The organism is Fictibacillus nanhaiensis (genome assembly GCF_042686385.1).
GTDB lineage: Bacteria > Bacillota > Bacilli > Bacillales > Fictibacillaceae > Fictibacillus > Fictibacillus nanhaiensis.
Genome location: NZ_JBHUPF010000006.1, coordinates 2,414,086 through 2,433,225, shown reverse-complemented (window position 1 = coordinate 2,433,225; position 19,140 = coordinate 2,414,086). Strand labels below are relative to the sequence as shown.

16 protein-coding genes are annotated in these 19,140 nt (G+C 39.5%); all 16 read left to right on the top strand.

All coding sequences use genetic code 11. The annotated features are described in order from the left end of the window. Positions 1–137: 137 nt before the first annotated feature. The 16 genes from ACFS5O_RS16020 (at position 138) to spoVE (ending at position 19,038) form a co-directional block, all read left to right on the top strand. Positions 138–1,481: an acetyl-CoA carboxylase biotin carboxylase subunit gene (locus ACFS5O_RS16020; RefSeq protein ID WP_205726033.1), complete on the top strand. Its 1,344-nt coding sequence runs from the start codon at positions 138–140 to the stop codon at positions 1,479–1,481. Between the two features lie 22 nt (positions 1,482–1,503). Further along, positions 1,504–1,716, top strand: coding sequence for an acetyl-CoA carboxylase biotin carboxyl carrier protein subunit (locus tag ACFS5O_RS16015; RefSeq protein WP_144700945.1), 213 nt, complete (start codon positions 1,504–1,506; stop codon positions 1,714–1,716). Between the two features lie 54 nt (positions 1,717–1,770). Beyond that, entirely contained in the window at positions 1,771–3,309 is a 1,539-nt protein-coding gene (locus tag ACFS5O_RS16010; protein WP_205726034.1) for an acyl-CoA carboxylase subunit beta, read from the top strand. Between the two features lie 89 nt (positions 3,310–3,398). Continuing rightward, positions 3,399–4,286 (top strand): ketopantoate reductase family protein, encoded by an 888-nt coding sequence (locus tag ACFS5O_RS16005; protein WP_205726035.1) that lies wholly within the window; start codon positions 3,399–3,401, stop codon positions 4,284–4,286. Positions 4,287–4,290: 4 nt separating this feature from the next. Beyond that, positions 4,291–4,674, top strand: a complete 384-nt coding sequence (locus tag ACFS5O_RS16000; protein ID WP_205726036.1) for a DUF3397 domain-containing protein — start codon at positions 4,291–4,293, stop codon at positions 4,672–4,674. An 80-nt stretch (positions 4,675–4,754) separates the two neighbouring features. After that, positions 4,755–6,377, top strand: a complete 1,623-nt coding sequence (gene bshC / locus ACFS5O_RS15995) for a bacillithiol biosynthesis cysteine-adding enzyme BshC (RefSeq protein WP_205726037.1) — start codon at positions 4,755–4,757, stop codon at positions 6,375–6,377. Between the two features lie 127 nt (positions 6,378–6,504). After that, positions 6,505–6,936: a division/cell wall cluster transcriptional repressor MraZ gene (mraZ, locus tag ACFS5O_RS15990; RefSeq protein WP_066393436.1), complete on the top strand. Its 432-nt coding sequence runs from the start codon at positions 6,505–6,507 to the stop codon at positions 6,934–6,936. A 31-nt stretch (positions 6,937–6,967) separates the two neighbouring features. Beyond that, the gene (gene rsmH, locus ACFS5O_RS15985; protein ID WP_066393439.1) at positions 6,968–7,900 is read left to right on the top strand and encodes a 16S rRNA (cytosine(1402)-N(4))-methyltransferase RsmH; all 933 of its coding nucleotides are present in this window, start codon (positions 6,968–6,970) and stop codon (positions 7,898–7,900) included. A gap of 14 nt (positions 7,901–7,914) precedes the next feature. Continuing rightward, positions 7,915–8,280 (top strand): cell division protein FtsL, encoded by a 366-nt coding sequence (ftsL, locus tag ACFS5O_RS15980; protein WP_066393441.1) that lies wholly within the window; start codon positions 7,915–7,917, stop codon positions 8,278–8,280. Between the two features lie 15 nt (positions 8,281–8,295). Then, positions 8,296–10,509 (top strand): penicillin-binding protein, encoded by a 2,214-nt coding sequence (locus ACFS5O_RS15975; protein WP_205726038.1) that lies wholly within the window; start codon positions 8,296–8,298, stop codon positions 10,507–10,509. 63 nt (positions 10,510–10,572) lie between these two features. Next, positions 10,573–12,507: a stage V sporulation protein D gene (locus ACFS5O_RS15970; RefSeq protein WP_205726039.1), complete on the top strand. Its 1,935-nt coding sequence runs from the start codon at positions 10,573–10,575 to the stop codon at positions 12,505–12,507. Between the two features lie 224 nt (positions 12,508–12,731). Then, complete coding sequence (locus tag ACFS5O_RS15965; RefSeq protein WP_205726040.1) at positions 12,732–14,198, top strand: UDP-N-acetylmuramoyl-L-alanyl-D-glutamate--2,6-diaminopimelate ligase; 1,467 nt, start codon at positions 12,732–12,734, stop codon at positions 14,196–14,198. Then, positions 14,195–15,577: a UDP-N-acetylmuramoyl-tripeptide--D-alanyl-D-alanine ligase gene (locus ACFS5O_RS15960; protein ID WP_205726041.1), complete on the top strand. Its 1,383-nt coding sequence runs from the start codon at positions 14,195–14,197 to the stop codon at positions 15,575–15,577. Before ACFS5O_RS15965 ends, ACFS5O_RS15960 begins: the two co-directional genes overlap by 4 nt. Next, positions 15,574–16,548 carry a phospho-N-acetylmuramoyl-pentapeptide-transferase gene (gene mraY / locus ACFS5O_RS15955; protein WP_066393448.1) on the top strand — a complete coding sequence of 325 codons (975 nt, stop codon included), beginning with the start codon at positions 15,574–15,576 and terminating at the stop codon, positions 16,546–16,548. Before ACFS5O_RS15960 ends, mraY begins: the two co-directional genes overlap by 4 nt. Further along, the gene (murD, locus tag ACFS5O_RS15950) at positions 16,549–17,901 is read left to right on the top strand and encodes a UDP-N-acetylmuramoyl-L-alanine--D-glutamate ligase (RefSeq protein ID WP_205726042.1); all 1,353 of its coding nucleotides are present in this window, start codon (positions 16,549–16,551) and stop codon (positions 17,899–17,901) included. A 69-nt stretch (positions 17,902–17,970) separates the two neighbouring features. After that, the gene (spoVE, locus tag ACFS5O_RS15945) at positions 17,971–19,038 is read left to right on the top strand and encodes a stage V sporulation protein E (RefSeq protein ID WP_379839663.1); all 1,068 of its coding nucleotides are present in this window, start codon (positions 17,971–17,973) and stop codon (positions 19,036–19,038) included. The last annotated feature ends 102 nt before the right edge of the window (positions 19,039–19,140 follow it).

Sequence of the window (19,140 nt, the reverse complement as noted above, 5' to 3'; positions counted from 1 at the left end):
TCTCTATATTTATAGTATATACTAATTATACAAAAAATTCTTTAAAAATAAAATATTCGTTTAGTTTACGCTTACAAAAAGGAATTTTGGTTTTTATGTCGAAAAACGTAATGTTGACAACAGGAAGGAGGATGAACATGAAAAAAATATTAATCGCTAATCGTGGTGAGATTGCACTGCGTATTATTCAAACGTGTAAAGAAATGGACATTCAAACGGTTGCTGTATATTCTGAAGCAGACAAAGACCTCCCTTTTGTAAAAGCTGCGGATGAAGCGGTACATATTGGTGAACCTCCAGTAGCAAAATCTTACCTGCAGAGTGATGTAATTCTAGAAGTCGCTCTTAAACATAAGGTAGATGCTATTCATCCGGGTTACGGATTGTTATCTGAGAATGATGAGTTTGCCAAAAAGATAGAGAAAGCTGGAATAGCATTCATAGGTCCGTCGCCACAAACAATTGAATGGATGGGCGATAAGATCATGGCGAGAAAAACGATGCAGCAAGCAGGTGTACCTATCGTACCTGGTACGATCGAGCCTATCGAAGATGTTGAAGAAGGTGTGAAACTTGCTGAGCAGATCGGTTATCCCGTGATGCTTAAAGCGAGTAGCGGTGGTGGCGGAATCGGTATGGTAAAATGCGATAACCGCGAAGATCTTCATAAACATTTTGTCTCATCGCAACAAAGGGCAAAGAACTACTTTGGTTCTGGCAGAATGTTTATTGAGAAATGTATCGAGAATGCTAGACATATTGAAGTTCAAATCATGGGTGATACTCATGGAAATATCGTTCATCTTTTTGAACGAGATTGCAGCGTTCAGCGACGAAATCAAAAAGTTGTTGAAGAATCACCATCACCATTTCTAACAGAAAGCCTTCGTTCTAAAATTACGGATTCTGCTGTTAAAGCAGCTGAAGCTGTGAATTATGTGAATGCTGGAACGGTTGAGTTTGTCGTAAGCGAGAATGGAGATTTCTATTTTCTAGAGATGAACACACGACTTCAAGTCGAACATCCTGTTACAGAGAGTATTACAGGGCTTGATCTAGTAAGATGGCAGATCGAAGTAGCTAGAGGTGAAAAGTTACCATTAACTCAAGAGGAAATCATGAGTAATGGCCATGCGATAGAGTTTAGGCTTTATGCGGAAGACCCGATCACGTTCTTCCCATCCCCTGGTAAGATTGAAAAACTTATATGGCCAAGTTCTGAGAAAGTAAGGATCGATTCTGGTTATGAGAGTGGAAATGCTGTTACACCTTTTTATGATCCGATGATTGCGAAAATAATTGTAAGCGATTCCAATCGTGAGAAGTGTATAAAGAATGCGGTTGAATTCTTTGATGCACTTGAGATAGAAGGCCTAAAAACAAACACACCGCTATTTCAAATGATCTTGAAGGAAGAGGATTTTGTAAAAGGTGACTATACCACGAGTTATTTAAGTAAAAAGAAAGTATCAAAACCATAAATTAAAAAGAGGAGAGAGAGAAATGAAAGAAATTACAGCATCTATGGCAGGCACAGTTTGGCAAGTATTGGTTAGTGAAGGTGACGAGGTAGCAGCAGGACAAACCGTTATCATCTTAGAATCTATGAAAATGGAAATTCCCGTTGACGCTGTTGATGCGGGAACAGTAGAAAACATTAAGTTTGCATCTGGAGACTTTGTGAATGAGGGTGACGTACTGGTTACACTTAAATAGAATTAGCGTGCAAACAATCTGAACGAGCGCTCACTCTCTTGAAGGAGGTATATCATGGTAGCAAAATTAGAAAATCAATTAAAAGAAAAGATCGACGAGATTGAAGCTGGTGGTGCACAGAAATATCATGAAAAGAACAGTTCTCAAAATAAGATGTTCGTTCGTGACCGACTAAGACTTCTTTTTGATAATGGTGAATACACCGTAGAGGATGCAAAATTTGCAAACAACCAAGCAGGAGACCTTCCAGCTGATGGAGTTGTAACGGCGATTGGAAAACTTGGCGGAAAGACGGTCTGTGTAATGGCCAATGATTCGACTGTAAAAGCTGGATCTTGGGGAGCTAGAACAGTTGAAAAGATCATTCGCATACAGGAGACAGCACAAAAGTTAAAAGTTCCGATGCTTTACCTTGTTGACTCGGCAGGTGCTAGAATTACGGATCAGATCGACATGTTTCCGAACCGCCGTGGAGCAGGAAAGATTTTTTATAATCAAGTAAAGATGTCTGGGATGATTCCACAGGTTTGTATTCTATTTGGTCCATCAGCGGCAGGTGGCGCTTATATACCCGCTTTTTGTGATATCGTGATCATGGTCGATCAAAATGCTTCTATGTACTTAGGAAGTCCGCGAATGGCTGAAAAAGTAATTGGGGAAAAAGTGACGCTTGAAGAAATGGGCGGAGCAAGAATGCATTGTTCGGTTAGTGGATGCGGTGACGTTTTAGCAGTGGATGAAACAGAAGCCATTGAAGAAGCGAAAAGGTATCTATCTTATTTCCCTAGTAACTATAAATTAAAAGCTCCGAATGCTGATGCTATTGCTCCGAAAGCGGGGAGAGAGTTAGAAGCAATCGTGCCAGAAAATCAGAATGTTCCGTTTGATATGTATGAATTTATAGATGGACTCATCGATGAGGGTAGCTTCTTTGAGATGAAAAAATTATTCGCGCAAGAGATCGTGACGGGTTTTGGTCGAATTGATGGAAAACCAGTTGGTATCATTGCGAATCAACCTAAAGTTAAAGGCGGCGTACTCTTTGTTGATTCTGCGGACAAAGCAGCACGATTTATCACGCTTTGTGATGCTTTCTCCATTCCGCTTCTTTTCTTATCAGATGTTCCAGGATTTATGATCGGGACGAAAGTAGAGAGAGCGGGTATCATCCGTCATGGAGCAAAGTTGATAGCAGCGATGAGTGATGTAACGGTACCAAAAATTTCAGTGATCGTCCGAAAAGCATACGGTGCCGGTCTATACGCGATGGCAGGTCCAGCGTTTGAACCTGATTGTTGCATCGCTTTGCCTACGGCTCAAATTGCAGTAATGGGACCAGAAGCAGCAGTGAACGCAGTATATTCAAATAAGATCAATGAGATTGAAGATGTGAAAGAACGTATTCAATTTGTTCAGCAAAAGCAACAAGAATATAAAGAACATATCGATATTTATAAACTTGCATCGGAAATGATCATTGATGATATCGTTTCACCTTCATTCTTAAGAGATGAACTAATAAATCGTTTTGCATTCTATGAAAATAAAGAAATGGTATTTAGTGAACGAAAGCATCCTGTTTATCCTGTTTAAACACATGAACCTCCCGTATTCGGGAGGTTTTTTTAGTATCCCTTAAGAATATGATAATATCGAGAAAGAGAATATGGGGTGAGCTATATATGAGAGTAAGTGTCATTGGCGGCGGGGCAATCGGGTTATTGGTTTCCTACTTTATAAAAAAAAATGGGGGAGAACCTGTAGTTTATACAAGAAGCTTTGAACAAGCGGAGGAACTTAGAAAGTTTGGATTAACGTACAAAAACGTTGATGGTTCTGAGACAACTGTAATGGTCGATGCAAAACCTTTTGCACAATATTCTGGTGAAGAATCCTCGTGTGTGATTGCAGTTAAACAAAATGCTATGCATGAATTAAGGGGATTGAATAAATACCGAAACGTTTCCTATCTCTTTTTACAAAATGGAATCAGTCATCTACCATTTTTAAAAAGAATGCCACAAAAACAAATAGTCATTGGTGTTGTTGAACACGGATCGGTTAAGAAAGATGATACGACCGTTCATCACCTCGGAGAGGGCAGGATTAAACTCTCTTCATATCGAGGGGATTCTGAACAGAGATGGAGCGACCTTCTTCATTCAAGTCATTTTCCAATTCTTTTAGAGGCAGAGTGGGAACCAATGGTTTATGAAAAACTAATTATGAATGCATCCATCAATCCTCTTACAGCGTTATTAAGAATAACAAATGGAGAACTTTTAACAAATTCGCATGCGTTATCCATGATGAGAGAGCTTTTTGAAGAAACCATTGCTGTATTGAATATGACAGAGCAGCGTGAAGTATTATGGAAGGAATTGTTAGTCTTGTGCAGAAATACTTCATTAAACCGATCCTCTATGTTAAAAAGCGTAGAGAGCGGCAAGCAGACGGAAATAGAGAGTATTACGGGTGAGATTATTAAGCGAGGATTCGAGTTAAAGGTCCAAACCCCTTATTCTCGTTTTGCGTATGAAGCGATTCGTGCATTGGATTGGAGAGGATGAATGATTGACTAGTGTTGTAGGTGCGATTGTTGCTACATTGATAACCGTTCCTTATATTGTCTTTTTTCTTGTTAATAAGAGTATGCTGAAAGTTACGAAAAAAAGGAGAAAAGCCTTTAAGGCGGGTGTTGATAGTACAACGTTATTTTTATTTTTTGCTATTGAAAGAATGACGGTGGAAATTTGGGGACACTCTTATTATTGGATTCTTATACTCGTATTTTTATTCGGTTGTTTGTTTTTTACATATGTGATTTGGAAAAATGATTTAGAACTGTCTATCGGAAAAATACTTAGGTTAAATTGGCGTCTACATTTTCTTGTTCTTTCGATCGGTTACTTTTCGTTGATGACATATGGAATCATTTCACGTATTTTGGACATTTAGAGCATATTTTTTATGTTCTTTATTCGTTCTTTGCTATACTCGTTAAGGATGTAATTGATACGTAGAAAGGAAGTTCATAAATGAGACTGGAGGAAATGCAGCTTCATACATCGCCTTTTTTAGAAGGGTACTCCAACGGAGATGCGGAGATTGTCCGTTTTTTTGATTATAAATCTCCTTATGATAAACACGAATGGACAAAGAGACAACAGGAATTGAAGCGTTATTCGTTTCCTAGAAAGGGTCTAACGGATTATCTGACTACTTATAATCAAAAGATCGGTTCCTCTGCCAAAACAATAGAGAATATACAAAAACTGAATGCAGAAGAGAGTTTGGCTGTGGTTGGTGGACAACAAGCGGGACTTCTAACCGGACCGCTCTTAGTCATCTACAAGTGCATCAGTACCATTCAACTAGCAAAACAAGCTGAAAAAGAATTAAATGTTCCCGTTGTTCCTGTTTTCTGGATAGCTGGTGAAGATCATGATATGGATGAGATCAATCATGTTATGGTCTCTAGGAACAATACAGCTAAAAAAGTATCATTAAAGTCAGCGAGCAGCGTGAAGTCTTCAGCCTCCCTATGGGAGTGGGATTGTGATGAGGTTCAACCTTGGTTGAAGGAAGTATTTCGTTCCTTCGGTGAAACAGCTTTTACAAGTGATTTAGTCGCAGAGACTGAACGTATCTTAAAAGACTCAGACTCTATCGTTACGTTCTTCGCGAAGCTTCTATCCAAATGGTTTTCTGAAGAGGGGCTTATCGTTTTAGATTCTGGAGATCCTTCGTTTAAAAAACTGCAATCTTCCATGTTAAAAGAGATGATTGTTCAAAACAAAGCGATAGATAAAGCTTTTAACGTTCGAACTGAAGAACTGTGTAAAAGTGGCTATTCAGCTCCGATCGAGATTCAAGAAAACAATGCGCACCTCTTCTACATGAAGAATCAAGAACGGATCTTACTGTATCGTGATAAAGAGGGATTCTCTTCTAAAGAGAAAGACTTCACGATCTCTGAATCAGAACTTCTTGAGGAAGCGATTAACCACCCAGAAAAATTCAGCAATAATGTAGTGACACGACCATTGATGCAAGAATTTCTTTTACCGGTATTATCGTTTGTTGCTGGACCAGGAGAGATTGCGTATTGGGCTGTACTAGGAAAGGTTTTCAGTCAATTTAATAGAATGATGCCTATACTGACACCAAGGCTATCTTTTACTCTCGTTACGACTGGCGTTAATGAATTGCTTCAATCAAAGGAAATAACGGTGAAACAAGTTCTAGAGAATGGAACAGAAGAATATAAGCGTGAGTGGTATGCAATGAACCGGCCGATTGAGACTTACGACACCGTGCAATCTGTTAAAGCAGATTTCACTTCTTCCTATGAAAAGTTGATTCGATTAGCCGAAGATATCGATCCAAAACTCCTTTCGGTTGCAGATTTGAATTTAAAACGAATCTTATCTGAGATCGACTATATGGAGAATAAGTTAGAACAACGCGTTCGAAAAAAGATAAAAGAGCCACTTGCCGAATTTGATGAAATCATGCTTCAATTGAAACCGACTGGAATCTTGCAAGAGAGGGTATGGAACATCTATCAATTCATAAATGGAGAAGGTCCTTCTCTTATGAACAAACTTATACAATACCCTTATCAATTCAATGGGAAACATAAGATTGTATATGTTTAAAACCTTAAAATATTTTAGAAAAAATCCTGTGCTACAGCAGGATTTTTTTTTTTGTACACGAATAATACTTGTAGTGGTGAAAAGTGGAGCGTTGTGGTAGATTTAGGGGAGAAAGTGGGGTGATCATATGTTCATGGGAGAGTATCAGCACAGCATCGACGAAAAAGGACGTATGATCATTCCCTCCAAATTTCGTGAAGAACTAGGCACAGAGTTTATCTTAACTCGCGGATTGGATCAATGTGTATTCGGCTATCCTTTAAATGAGTGGAAAGTCATCGAGGAAAAACTGAAGAGTTTGCCATTCACTAAAAAGGATGCACGTGCATTTACTCGTTTTTTCTTTTCTGGAGCTGCTGAGTGTCAGTTAGATAAACAGGGAAGAGTAAACATTGCATCTCCGCTCAGAGACTATGCAAAACTAGAAAAGGATTGCGTAGTAATAGGTGTGTCGAATAGAATTGAAATTTGGAGTAAATCAATTTGGGAAGAATACTTCTCAAAGTCAGAAGACTCATTTGGAGAAATTGCAGAGAGTCTGATGGATTTTGATTTATAACCCTTAAGTTTATAGCAGAGAGGAATTTTCCATGTTTGACCATATAACCGTTTTAAAACAAGAATCAGTAGACGCTTTACACGTGAGACCAGATGGAATTTATGTTGATTGTACGTTAGGTGGGGCAGGTCATAGTGCACTTATCCTGTCTCAATTAGAAACTGGCCATCTATACGCATTTGATCAAGATGACATAGCTATTGAAAACGCCCGTCAGGTTCTAAAGGAACATGAAGGAAAGTATACGATTATTCGCAGCAATTTCCGTCATATTAAAGAAGAGCTTTCTAAACGTGGCATACATAAAGTAGATGGCATCCTGTTCGACTTAGGTGTATCATCTCCACAACTAGATGAAGCGGATAGAGGGTTTAGCTACCAGCATGACGCTGAGCTTGATATGCGAATGGATCAATCAAGTGATCTTACAGCAAAAGAAGTTGTGAATGAATGGTCGTTCAATGAGCTGATGAAGATCATCTCAAGATATGGCGAAGAAAAATTCGCTAAACAGATCGCTAGAAAGATTGAGGCGGCTCGTGAGAAAAAAGAGATTCAAACAACTGGTGAACTTGTCGAAATAATAAAGGACGCTATACCTGCTCCTGCAAGAAGAACAGGTGGTCATCCTGCTAAACGAACGTTCCAAGCCATTCGTATCGCTGTAAATGATGAATTGAACGCTTTTGAAGATGCATTGCAAGATTCCATTGAACTATTAGATGTAGGTGGCAGGATTGCAGTTATCACCTTCCATTCTTTAGAAGATCGTGCGTGTAAGAATATACTAAAAAAAGCAAGCACAGGTCCGGAACTCCCTCCAGGTCTGCCGGTTATACCAGAAGAATACAAACCAGAGTTAAAACTCATCACAAGAAAACCAATCGTACCTACAGATGATGAGCTTGAAGAAAACAGAAGATCACGCTCAGCAAAATTGAGGGTCGCTGAAAAACAAAAATAGAGAGGAGAGCTAAAGTGAGCAATTTAGCCTATCAAGTTCAAAAACAACAAGTACAGTTACAGCCAGAAAGAAATCCAAAGCCGGTACAGCAACCATCACCATCTCGAAAGATATTTACAAAAGGTGAAGTCGTTTTATGGGGAGCTATGGGGGTCGTCTTAATTGCTGGATTGATTTGGCTCATTTCTCTATACGCGTCTGTTTATCAGGCCACTGCTAAAGTTGAGAGTATTCAAAAGGACCTTACTGCTGAAACAAAGATCGTTGAAGATTATCATCTTCAAGTTACAGAACTAAGTAATCCGGAACGCATCATGAAATTGGCAAAGAAACAGGGGTTCATCTTTGACGATAAGAACGTCAAAGTGGTTCAGGACTAAAAAGCAGGTGTTGTTATGAAATTAAAAAGAAAAAATGTTGGAGCAGGTATTCTGATGGTTGTGTTTACCGTGCTCTTTTTTGTATTAACGAGTAAGTTCTTTCTAGTGGCTTCTTCTCAATCTGCAGAAGGAGTAGATCTAATCGAATATGGCAAAAGGAAATGGATGAAGAGCGATGTTTTAGATGCAAAACGAGGAACCATGTTTGATCGAAACGGTGAAGTGATAGCGCAAGACATTCCTTCATACAGCGTAATAGCAATACTCGATAAAAAGTATCCAAATCATATTAAAGATCCAGAAGAAGCAGCAGAAAAACTTACAAAAGTCTTGGATTCTGATAAGGAAGACCTAGAAGAACTATTGAGTAAAGAAGGAAGATTTCAAGTAGAGATTCCGTCTGGAAGAAAAGTGTCTTATCGAAAAAAAGAACAGATCGAAAAGATGAAGATTCCTGGTGTTGATTTCTTAAGAGAATCTAGACGCTATTATCCTAACCAAAGCTTCGCGGCTCATGTATTAGGGTACACGGGTAATGGTGAAGAAGGTGTTCAGACCGGTCTGATGGGACTTGAAAAATCACTAGACAAGTATCTAAAAGAAAAGGATGGCAAGATTTCCTTTGTTGGGGATGCTTTCAGTCGAGCGATTCCAGCGAATAAAGAGTCGATCACACCACCAAAACATGGTCAGGATGTTTATTTAACACTTGATGAAAAGATCCAACTTTATTTAGATGAAGCGGTCCAAGAAGCGGCTAAAAAATATAAACCTGAAAAGATTACTGGTATTGTTGCTGATCCAAAAACAGGAAGAATTCTCGCGATGAGTAATTCACCTAGTTTTAATCCGAACAAAAAGGACATAAAAAACTATACGAACTTTGCTGTTTCTTATCCTTTTGAGCCAGGATCCACTATGAAGATCTTTACTTTGGCAGCCGCCATCGAAGAAGGTAAATATAACGGTAATGAGGTGTTCCAATCTGGATCGTATAAGCTTCCGAACATCGGAAGACCGATCTATGACCATAATAAAAGAGGATGGGGACCGATCACTTATAACGAAGGAGTTCAAAACTCTTCTAACGTTGCCTTCTCTAAACTTGTACGTGAAAAACTAGGTTATGAGAAATATAGAAGTTATCTTTCTAAATTTGGTTTAGATCAAAAGACGAATATTGATCTGCCGAATGAGAAGAGTGGATCCATTCTTTATAACTATGAGATAGAAAAAGTAACGACTGCGTTCGGACAAGGAACGACGATCACGCCAATTCAACAGATTCAAGCGGCAACAGCTATTGCCAATGGCGGTAAGATGATGCGACCATACGTGATCGACAAGATCATGGACCCAGAAACGAAGAAGACGGTGTTATCGAATGAACCGAAAGTAGCAGGTAAACCGATTTCCGAAGAAACTGCGAAACAAGTAAGAGATATATTAGAAACAGTAGTAACAGATGGAACGGGTAAACCTTATATGATCGACGGTTACAGCGTAGCCGGAAAGACAGGAACAGCACAGATCGTAGGGAAAGACGGGAAATACATTTCTGGTTGGGGGGAGAATGTGTTCTCTTTCTTGGGGATGGCTCCTAAAGATGATCCTAAATTGTTAGTCTATGTGGCTGTGGAGCGTCCAAAGGTTGAATTCCCTGAGATGGGTTCTACACCTGTTGCGAATATTTTTACAAGTGTAATGAAAAGCGGGCTTCAATATTTAAACATTCAGCCTGAAGTCAAAGTAAACGATAAGTCCTCTAAAGTTAAAAAATCGTACGGCAAAGAATTACCAGATTATACGGGTCAGTCGGCTGAAAAAGCCAAGAGCGATCTAGAAAAACTCGGCATGCAAGTTTCAGTCATTGGTTCAGGTAATGAGATCATCAACCAAGAACCTTATGAAGGTGCTTATGTGATGAAAGGTGAAAGAGTCATCTTAAGAACATCTGGGGATGCGAAGATGCCTGATGTTAAAGACTGGTCTTACATGGATATCTTAAGAATCAGTAAACTTCTTGGATTGAAAGAAACGATTACAGGAAGTGGATTTGCAGTAAAGCAAAGCATTAAACCTGGAAACCCTGTTAAAGAAGGAGATTTCTTTGTTGTTCAACTAGAACCTCCTAAAGTGACAGAAACAGATGCTGAAGAAGAGAACGTGGAAGAAACAGGATCTACAGAAGAACCGTCAGAAGATGAAGATCTGCCGGTAACAGACTAAATGTTCTAGGCGCTTGTGTACAAGCATATATTTGAAACGAGACATACAAGGGAGGTATTGTGTGTGCGAGTTTCGAATGTAACTGTACGCAGGCGCTTAATTTTTGTTCTTGTTTTTGGGGTAGCTTTCTTTTTTGTCATTTCTGTAAGGCTCGGCTATGTTCAATTTGTGCTTGGAGATATGTTGACAGATCAAGCGCTTGATTCCTGGAGCAGGGACATACCCTTCGAACCGAAAAGAGGGAAGATCTTAGACCGAAATGATGTGGTACTCGCAACAAATATTAGTGCTCCGACCGTTTTTGTTGTTCCAAGACAGATAAAGGAACCAGATGAAACAGCTGAAAAATTGGCTGCTTTGTTAAATATATCAAAAACAGAAGTGTATCAAAGACTTACGAAGAAAGCCTCAATTGTGAGGATTGATAATGGAGGACGAAAAATCAGCAATGCGAAAGCAAAAGAAGTGGAAGCATTGAACCTGCCGGGTGTCTTTGTTGCAGAAGATAGTAAAAGGCATTATCCATATGGTTCTTACCTTTCTCATGTGTTGGGTTTTGCAGGTATTGATAGCCAAGGGCTCACAGGCCTAGAACTATACTATGATGAGCAGCTGAATGGGGAAAAAGGTCATATCTCTTTCTTCTCGGACGCAAGGGGACGGAGGATGCCATCGTTATCGGACAAGTATGAGAAACCGAAAGATGGATACGACCTTAGATTAACGACAGATTCACGTGTTCAAACCATTATTGAAAGAGAGCTTGATATCGCTCAAGCTACTTATGACCCAGATGGAGCGATCGCTATAGCGATGAATCCGAATACGGGCGAAATTCTTGGCATGAGCTCACGCCCCGATTTTGACCCAGAAGAGTATAAGCGTGTTTCACCAGAAGTCTACAATCGAAATCTGCCAGTGTGGGCACAATATGAACCTGGTTCTACCTTCAAGATCATTACACTTGCTGCTGCACTCGAAGAAGATAAAGTTGACTTAAATAAAGATCATTTTCACGATCCTGGATCGATCGAAGTTGCAGGGAGAAAGCTTAAATGCTGGAAAGCAGGTGGTCATGGCAGTCAGAGCTTTTTAGAAGGCGTTCAGAACTCTTGTAACCCGGGATTCGTGATTCTTGGTCAACGATTAGGTAAAGATAAGCTCTTTGAATATATTAAAGACTTTGGGTTTGGGGAAAAGACAGGTGTTGATTTGGCTGGGGAAGGTAGAGGAATCTTATTCTCATTAGATCGAGTTGGTCCACTTGAGCTTGCTACTACCGCGTTCGGACAAGGGGTTTCTGTTACTCCGATTCAACAAGTAGCTGCCGTGTCTGCGGCCGTAAACGGTGGTTATCTGTACGAACCCTATATAGCTAAAGAATTAGTGGATCCTATAACAGGAAAAGTAGTGAGTAAGCAGACTCCAAAACTGAAGAGAAAAGTGATCTCTGAAAAAACGTCAAAAGAAGTTAGACGTGCATTAGAAAGTGTTGTAGCTCAAGGGACGGGGAAAAATGCATTTGTAGATGGTTATCGTGTTGGAGGGAAAACGGGAACTGCTCAAAAGGCAGAAGGTGGTGTCTATTTAAAGAACAACCATATCGTTTCCTTTATCGGGATGGCTCCTGCTAATAACCCTGAGATCGTTGTTTATGTTGCAATAGATAATCCGAAAGAAACCCTTCAGTTTGGTGGAATCGTGGCAGCACCAATCGTAGGAAATATTATTGAAGACAGTCTCTCTGCCATGGGAGTTAAAAAGCAAAAAGATCAGATAGAAAAAGAGAAAACTTGGCTCGATGCTCCAGAGATAGTTGTTCCAGATTTAGTTGGAAAACAAACGAAAGAGCTGACGAACCTATTGTATAACCTTAAAATTGAAACTTCCGGAAAAGGGAATTACATCGTAGAGCAAGCTCCAAAAGCTGGTGTGAAGCTTGAAGCTGGTAAGACAATTCGTTTATTTTTGGGTGACAAAAAAGAAGTGGAAGATTAAAATAAAGAATGTACACATAGCCAAGCGCGGAATCTTGCTTGGCTTATTTTCTTTAAAGATGCATATTAAACGCTCTATTATAGAAAGATGTTACTTTGGTTCACTCATCTTCAAGTGATATAAGATAACACAAAAAGACGCTTTCTATGTGCTGCTACAACTATGCGAAACTACACTATTTAAAAATTAATGCTTAACAATGATTAGAGGAGAGATCAGGATTAATGGAATTAAAAGAACTGCTTACATATTTAGTGAACTATGAAATGGATATCCAAGCCAATCCTGAAATTACCTCCATTCAAATGGATTCCAGGAAAGCTGGGGAAGGCTGTCTTTTTGTTTGTATGGAAGGTCTACTGTTTGATGGACATGATTTTGCAGAAGCCGTCGCTAAAAATGGTGCTGCTGCTATTTTAGCTGAGAAGGACATCGATGTTAACATTCCTGTTATAAAAGTGAAAAATACAAAAAAAGCTCTTGCGGTATTAGCGGATGCCTTTTATGGCCACCCTTCACAAAAGCTTCATCTGATAGGGATAACTGGTACGAATGGGAAGACGACGACATCACATCTCATTGAAAAAGTTTTAAGAGATGCTGGGAAAAGCACTGGGATGATCGGGACGATTGAAATGAAGATCAAAGATCAAAGCTTTAAGGTAGCCAATACTACACCTGATTCATTATTTTTGCAGAATGCGTTTTATCAAATGAATCAAGAGAAAGTTGAGGCAGCTGTAATGGAAGTGTCTTCGCATGCTCTCGTTCAAGGTAGAGTCTGGGGATGTGACTTTAATATCGCTGTATTCACGAACTTGACACAAGATCATTTGGACTACCATAAAAATATGGAAGAATACAAGTTTGCAAAGAGTCTTCTGTTCTCTCAAATGGGAAATACTTATAACAAATCAGATCGAAAAGTTGCAGTACTAAATAACGACGATCCAGCTTCAAAAATGTTTGGAAGTGTAACATCGGCACAGGTTATTTCTTATGGAATAGATAATGATAGTGACGTTCGTGCGACCAATATTTTGATTGGATCTCAAGGAACTACATTTACACTGCATACTCCAGTCGGGTCACGAGAGGTTACGTTGAAGCTGATCGGAAAGTTCTCCGTATATAATGTGCTGGCAGCAACAACAGCATGTTTGTTATCGGGATTAGATCTAGATCAAATTCTTTCAAGTCTAAAAGAAGTAACAGGAGTTTCTGGCAGATTTGAACCTGTTATCGCAGGTCAAGATTATACGGTGATCGTTGACTACGCACATACGCCAGATAGCTTAGAGAATGTTCTGAGAACCATTAAAGAATTCGCTACAGGGAAAATTACAGCGATTGTTGGGTGTGGTGGTGACCGTGATAAGACAAAGCGCCCACTCATGGCAGGAATTGCAGCTAACTTAGCTGATCATGCGATCTTCACTAGTGATAATCCGAGAACAGAGGATCCTCTTCAGATCTTAAAAGATATGGAAGAGGGTGTAGACGAAGGGAATTATGTGACCATCCCTGATCGTAAAAAGGCAATTGAATATGCAGTTGAACAGGCTAGTGCAAACGATGTTATACTAATAGCCGGTAAAGGTCATGAAACCTATCAGATCATTGGTAAAGACATTTTAGAATTTGATGATCGAATCGTTGCAAGGGAAGCAATTAAGGCGGTGAAAAAATGAAATTAGATTTTAAAGAACTGGTCTCATTAGCAGATCGTACGAGTGGAAAGTATGAAAACCTTATATTAGAGGGTGTTTCTAAAGATACAAGACTTAAAAGTGAAAATGCACTTTACTTACCGATAGCTGGCGAGCGATTTGATGGTCATGATTTTCTACTAAATGCGATTGAACAAGGTTGTACAGCTACGGTCTGGGAGGAAGGGAAACTTCTTCCAGAAGGATTGCCGGAAGATTTTCCTATTCTTTACACAAAAGATACAGTGGCGTTTTTGCAAGATGTATCTAAATATTATTTGAAGAAGATCAATCCTGTTGTTGTAGCTGTAACGGGCAGTAACGGTAAAACAACAACAAAAGACATGATCGAAAGTGTTTCTTCTGAAAACTTTAAGACGTTTAAAACGCAAGGGAATTACAACAATCATATTGGAATGCCTTTGACCATTCTAGCGATGGAAGATACTACAGAAGTACTCATTCTAGAAATGGGTATGAGTGATTATGGAGAGATATCTCTTTTAAGTAAGATTGCAGAGCCAGATGTGGCTGTTATTACGAATATCGGTGAAAGCCATCTCGAACAACTTGGTAGTCGTGAAGGAATTGCAAAAGCGAAACTTGAGATCGCAGATGGTTTAAAACAAGGTGGGCTGTTTATCATCGATGGAGATGAACCGCTTCTTTCACATGTAAAAGGTGAGAACGTATTACAAGTTGGTTTTGGAGATTCAAATACACTGAAGTTATCTAACCTTAAGACAGATGTAAATGGTGTAACGTTTTCTTTAGAAGAAGGTACGACCGTGTATCGCATACCAATGCTCGGACGTCATAATATTAAAAATGCAGCATATGCCATAGCTGTAGGACATTACTTGAATATTGAAGAAAATAAGATACTAGAAGGACTTGAGAACCTTAAAGTGACTTCCATGCGTCTTGAAATGAAAAGCGGCAAGAAGGAAACACTTCTTATCAACGATGCCTACAACGCTAGTCCAACGAGTATGATTGCAGCTCTAGAAACACTTGCTGAACTGAAGGATTACTCTAAAAAGGTCGCTGTCCTCGGAGATATGTATGAATTAGGCTCAAATGAAGAAGAGATGCATCGAAACATAGCGAAGCATGTGGATGATACGATTTCTCACGTGATATGTGTAGGGCAAAAAGGTGCTTGGATCGCAGATGAACTAATGAAACATAAAAATGAAGACCTTGAAGTTATTCAATGTCTGACAAAAGAAGAAGCGGAAGAACCAATAACTAGATTATTATCAAAAGACACTGCTATTCTTTTTAAAGCATCAAGAGGGATGGTATTAGAAACCCTAGTCTCGAAATTTGTAGAGAAAGAACAGGAGTCGAAAAAATGATTGAGCAAGTCTTACTATTTACATTAGTAGCATCCTTCTTAATTGCGGTATTAAGTTCACCCTTTTTCATTCCGTTTTTAAGAAGATTGAAATTTGGGCAGAGCATCCGTGATGAAGGCCCGAAATCTCACCAAAAAAAGCAAGGAACACCTACGATGGGCGGGATTGTTATCGTCTTAGCCCTCGTTATCGCAACTTATGCGATGACCGCTAAGTTTTTTGCAGTTACAGCAGAAACCCATCTGCTAATCCTCGTTACATTAGGATATGGACTTATTGGTTTTTTAGATGATTTTATTAAAGTAGTGAAGAAAAGAAATCTCGGTTTAACATCGAAGCAAAAATTAGTAGGGCAATTAATCATTGCAGCTCTTTTCTTCTTAGGATTAAGAGCGATTGATTTTTCAACGGAAATTTCAGTTCCTGGAACAGATTTTTCGTTTGACCTAGGATGGTTTTACCCAGTATTGGTTGTATTCATGTTAATCGGTGCTTCTAATGCAGTAAACCTAACGGATGGACTGGATGGATTGTTGGCAGGAACAGCAGCTATTGCTTTTGGTGCATTCGCTGTCTTGTCATCTACCATTCTCCAATTTGAAGCTGCCATCTTCTGTGTGGCTGTTGTTGGTGCTGTACTTGGCTTTTTAGTTTTTAACGCGCACCCAGCGAAAGTGTTCATGGGAGATACCGGATCACTGGCTCTAGGTGGTGCGATTAGTGCGGTCGCAATCTTAACCAAGCTTGAGATTTTGCTAGTTATTATTGGCGGAGTTTTTGTAATTGAAACCCTTTCTGTAATGATTCAAGTAGCTTCATTTAAGTTAACTCGCAAGCGTGTATTTAAGATGAGCCCGCTTCATCATCACTATGAATTGTCAGGCTGGAGTGAATGGCGTATCGTTGTTACATTTTGGCTTGTAGGATTGGTATTTGCAGCACTAGGAATTTATTTAGAGGTGTGGGTATAAATGAAGGACACTACTTTTTTTAAAGACAAAAAGATATTAATCGTAGGATTAGCCAAGAGCGGTTTTGCTGGTGCAAAACTGCTTCATTCGTTTGGGGCTCATCTAACAGTGAACGACAAAAGCCCTAGAGAAGGAAATGCAGAAGCAGAAAAACTGGAGAAACTTGGTATTGAAGTGGTTTGTGGAGACCATCCGCTGACATTGCTAGATAGCAAGTTGGACTTTATTGTAAAGAATCCAGGAATTCCTTATCAAAACCCTTTGATCGATGAAGCGGTCAAACGAAACATTCCGGTATATACGGAAGTGGAAATTGCAGGTATGATTTCAGACGCATCCATTATTGCGATCACAGGGTCAAACGGTAAGACGACAACAACCACCCTAATTGGGGATATGTTAAAAAACAGTGATAAGACACCAGTCGTAGCAGGGAATATCGGTACTGTGTTCTCCGAGGTTGCTGCCAAATCTACTGAGAAAGATATATTAGTAGCTGAACTTTCTAGCTTTCAGTTAATGGGAACAGAGCGGTTCAAGCCACAGATCGCCGTTTTTCTGAACTTATTTGAAGCACATTTAGATTATCACGGTTCTCTTGATGAATACGGAAAAGCAAAAGCTAAGATCACTGAGAACCAAGATTCCTCTGATTATGTAATCTATAACGCAGATGATGAACGTGTCTCATATTTAATGAAGAACTCTAAAGCTAAACATATCCCATTTTCTGTTAAAGAGAAACATGAGGGTGGGGTCTATGTGGAAGATGGTGCACTTTATTTTCAGGATCAAAAAGTTATTGATCTAAGCGAGATCGTCTTACCTGGTAAACACAATCTATCTAATATTATGGCAGCTGTAGCCGCTTCTTTATTAGCTGGCGCAACATTAGAACAGATCCGTCAAGTCCTAACTTCGTTTCCGGGAGTTAAACATCGTCTCCAGTATGTAGGAGAGCTTAACGGAAGACGTTTCTACAATGATTCCAAAGCCACGAATATATTAGCGACGAATGCCGCGTTGTCGGCATTTGAACAACCTGTAATCTTACTAGCTGGTGGTCTTGATCGTGGAAATTCATTTGATGATCTGCTTCCATCACTAAAGAATGTAAAAGCAATGGTTACTTTTGGTCAAACCGCTGAAAAATTAGCACAAACTGCAAATCAGGCAGGAATAGAAACGATAAAACGTGCTGATAATGTGGAAGATGCTGTTCCCCTTGCGTACAGTCTATCGGACGAAGAAGACGTTATCTTGTTATCCCCTGCATGTGCAAGCTGGGATCAATATAAGACATTCGAACAAAGAGGGGACATGTTTATCAACTCTGTGCATAAACTTAAATAAGGTTTGTACAAATAAGAAGAGTTGAGGTGTTTCCCTTTGCCTGCAACGAGATCAACCCCTGATATCATAATGATTGTTGTTACGCTTTTGTTGTTATCGATCGGTATAATAATGGTTTATAGCGCGAGTGCAGATTTAGGGCTATACAAGTTTGATGATGCGTTCTTTTTTGCAAAGCGACAATTATTATTTGCCGGTGTGGGAATTGCAGCGATGTTTTTTATCATGAACATCAATTACATGACGTGGAGAGTCTGGTCTAAGATCCTTCTGATCATTTGTTTTGTATTGTTGATCGCTGTTCTTATCCCAGGTATCGGTATGGTACGAGGCGGTGCAAGAAGTTGGATCGGTGTGGGTGCTTTTTCCATCCAGCCGTCTGAATTTATGAAACTTGCCATGATTACATTCTTAGCTAAGTATTTATCAGAGCATCAAAAAAAGATCACTTCACTGAAAAAAGGTTTAGTACCTACTCTAGGATTAGTGATGATCGCTTTTGGAATGATCATGCTTCAACCAGATCTAGGAACCGGTGCTGTGATGGTCGGAACTAGTATCGTGATGGTTTTTGTTGCAGGAGCGCGTATCTCTCATTTTGTTGGGATGGCTTTGATCGGTCTGATCGGACTTGCGGGGCTGATCATATCTGCTCCTTATCGAATTAAGAGGATTACTTCTTTCCTTGACCCTTGGAGTGATCCATTAGGTAGTGGATTTCAGATTATACAGTCACTCTATTCTCTCGGTCCAGGTGGATTGCTTGGACTAGGCTTAGGGCAGAGTAGACAAAAATTTGGTTATCTCCCTGAACCGCAAACGGACTTTATCTTTGCGATTCTGTCAGAAGAGCTCGGTTTTATTGGTGCTGTTTTTGTATTAATCCTCTTTAGCCTTCTCTTATGGCGAGGTATCCGAATCGCTTTAGGAGCTCCAGATCTATTCGGCAGCTTTTTAGCGATAGGAATCATAGGAATGGTCGCTATACAGGTGATGATTAATATCGGAGTTGTAACAGGTTTGATGCCTGTAACTGGAATAACACTTCCATTTTTAAGTTATGGAGGATCCTCATTAACACTAATGCTCGCATCAATTGGAGTAATCCTCAATATTAGCCGGTATTCAAGGTATTAATACTTGAGTTTCAAAGGAAATTCTCTTATTCTAAACATAGCGATTTAAAGACGTTACCCTGTCAATTATGGCAGGGTAACTTCTTTTTCTATATTTGTTTTT

What these genes read in the sequence shown, in the direction of transcription:
- ACFS5O_RS16020 (WP_205726033.1), top strand. Translation starts at nt 138, where the DNA reads ATGAAAAAAATATTAATCGCTAATCGTGGTGAGATTGCACTGCGTATT.
- ACFS5O_RS16015 (WP_144700945.1), top strand. Translation starts at nt 1,504, where the DNA reads ATGAAAGAAATTACAGCATCTATGGCAGGCACAGTTTGGCAAGTATTG.
- ACFS5O_RS16010 (WP_205726034.1), top strand. Translation starts at nt 1,771, where the DNA reads ATGGTAGCAAAATTAGAAAATCAATTAAAAGAAAAGATCGACGAGATT.
- ACFS5O_RS16005 (WP_205726035.1), top strand. Translation starts at nt 3,399, where the DNA reads ATGAGAGTAAGTGTCATTGGCGGCGGGGCAATCGGGTTATTGGTTTCC.
- bshC (WP_205726037.1), top strand. Translation starts at nt 4,755, where the DNA reads ATGAGACTGGAGGAAATGCAGCTTCATACATCGCCTTTTTTAGAAGGG.
- mraZ (WP_066393436.1), top strand. Translation starts at nt 6,505, where the DNA reads ATGTTCATGGGAGAGTATCAGCACAGCATCGACGAAAAAGGACGTATG.
- rsmH (WP_066393439.1), top strand. Translation starts at nt 6,968, where the DNA reads ATGTTTGACCATATAACCGTTTTAAAACAAGAATCAGTAGACGCTTTA.
- ACFS5O_RS15975 (WP_205726038.1), top strand. Translation starts at nt 8,296, where the DNA reads ATGAAATTAAAAAGAAAAAATGTTGGAGCAGGTATTCTGATGGTTGTG.
- ACFS5O_RS15965 (WP_205726040.1), top strand. Translation starts at nt 12,732, where the DNA reads ATGGAATTAAAAGAACTGCTTACATATTTAGTGAACTATGAAATGGAT.
- ACFS5O_RS15960 (WP_205726041.1), top strand. Translation starts at nt 14,195, where the DNA reads ATGAAATTAGATTTTAAAGAACTGGTCTCATTAGCAGATCGTACGAGT.
- mraY (WP_066393448.1), top strand. Translation starts at nt 15,574, where the DNA reads ATGATTGAGCAAGTCTTACTATTTACATTAGTAGCATCCTTCTTAATT.
- murD (WP_205726042.1), top strand. Translation starts at nt 16,549, where the DNA reads ATGAAGGACACTACTTTTTTTAAAGACAAAAAGATATTAATCGTAGGA.
- spoVE (WP_379839663.1), top strand. Translation starts at nt 17,971, where the DNA reads ATGATTGTTGTTACGCTTTTGTTGTTATCGATCGGTATAATAATGGTT.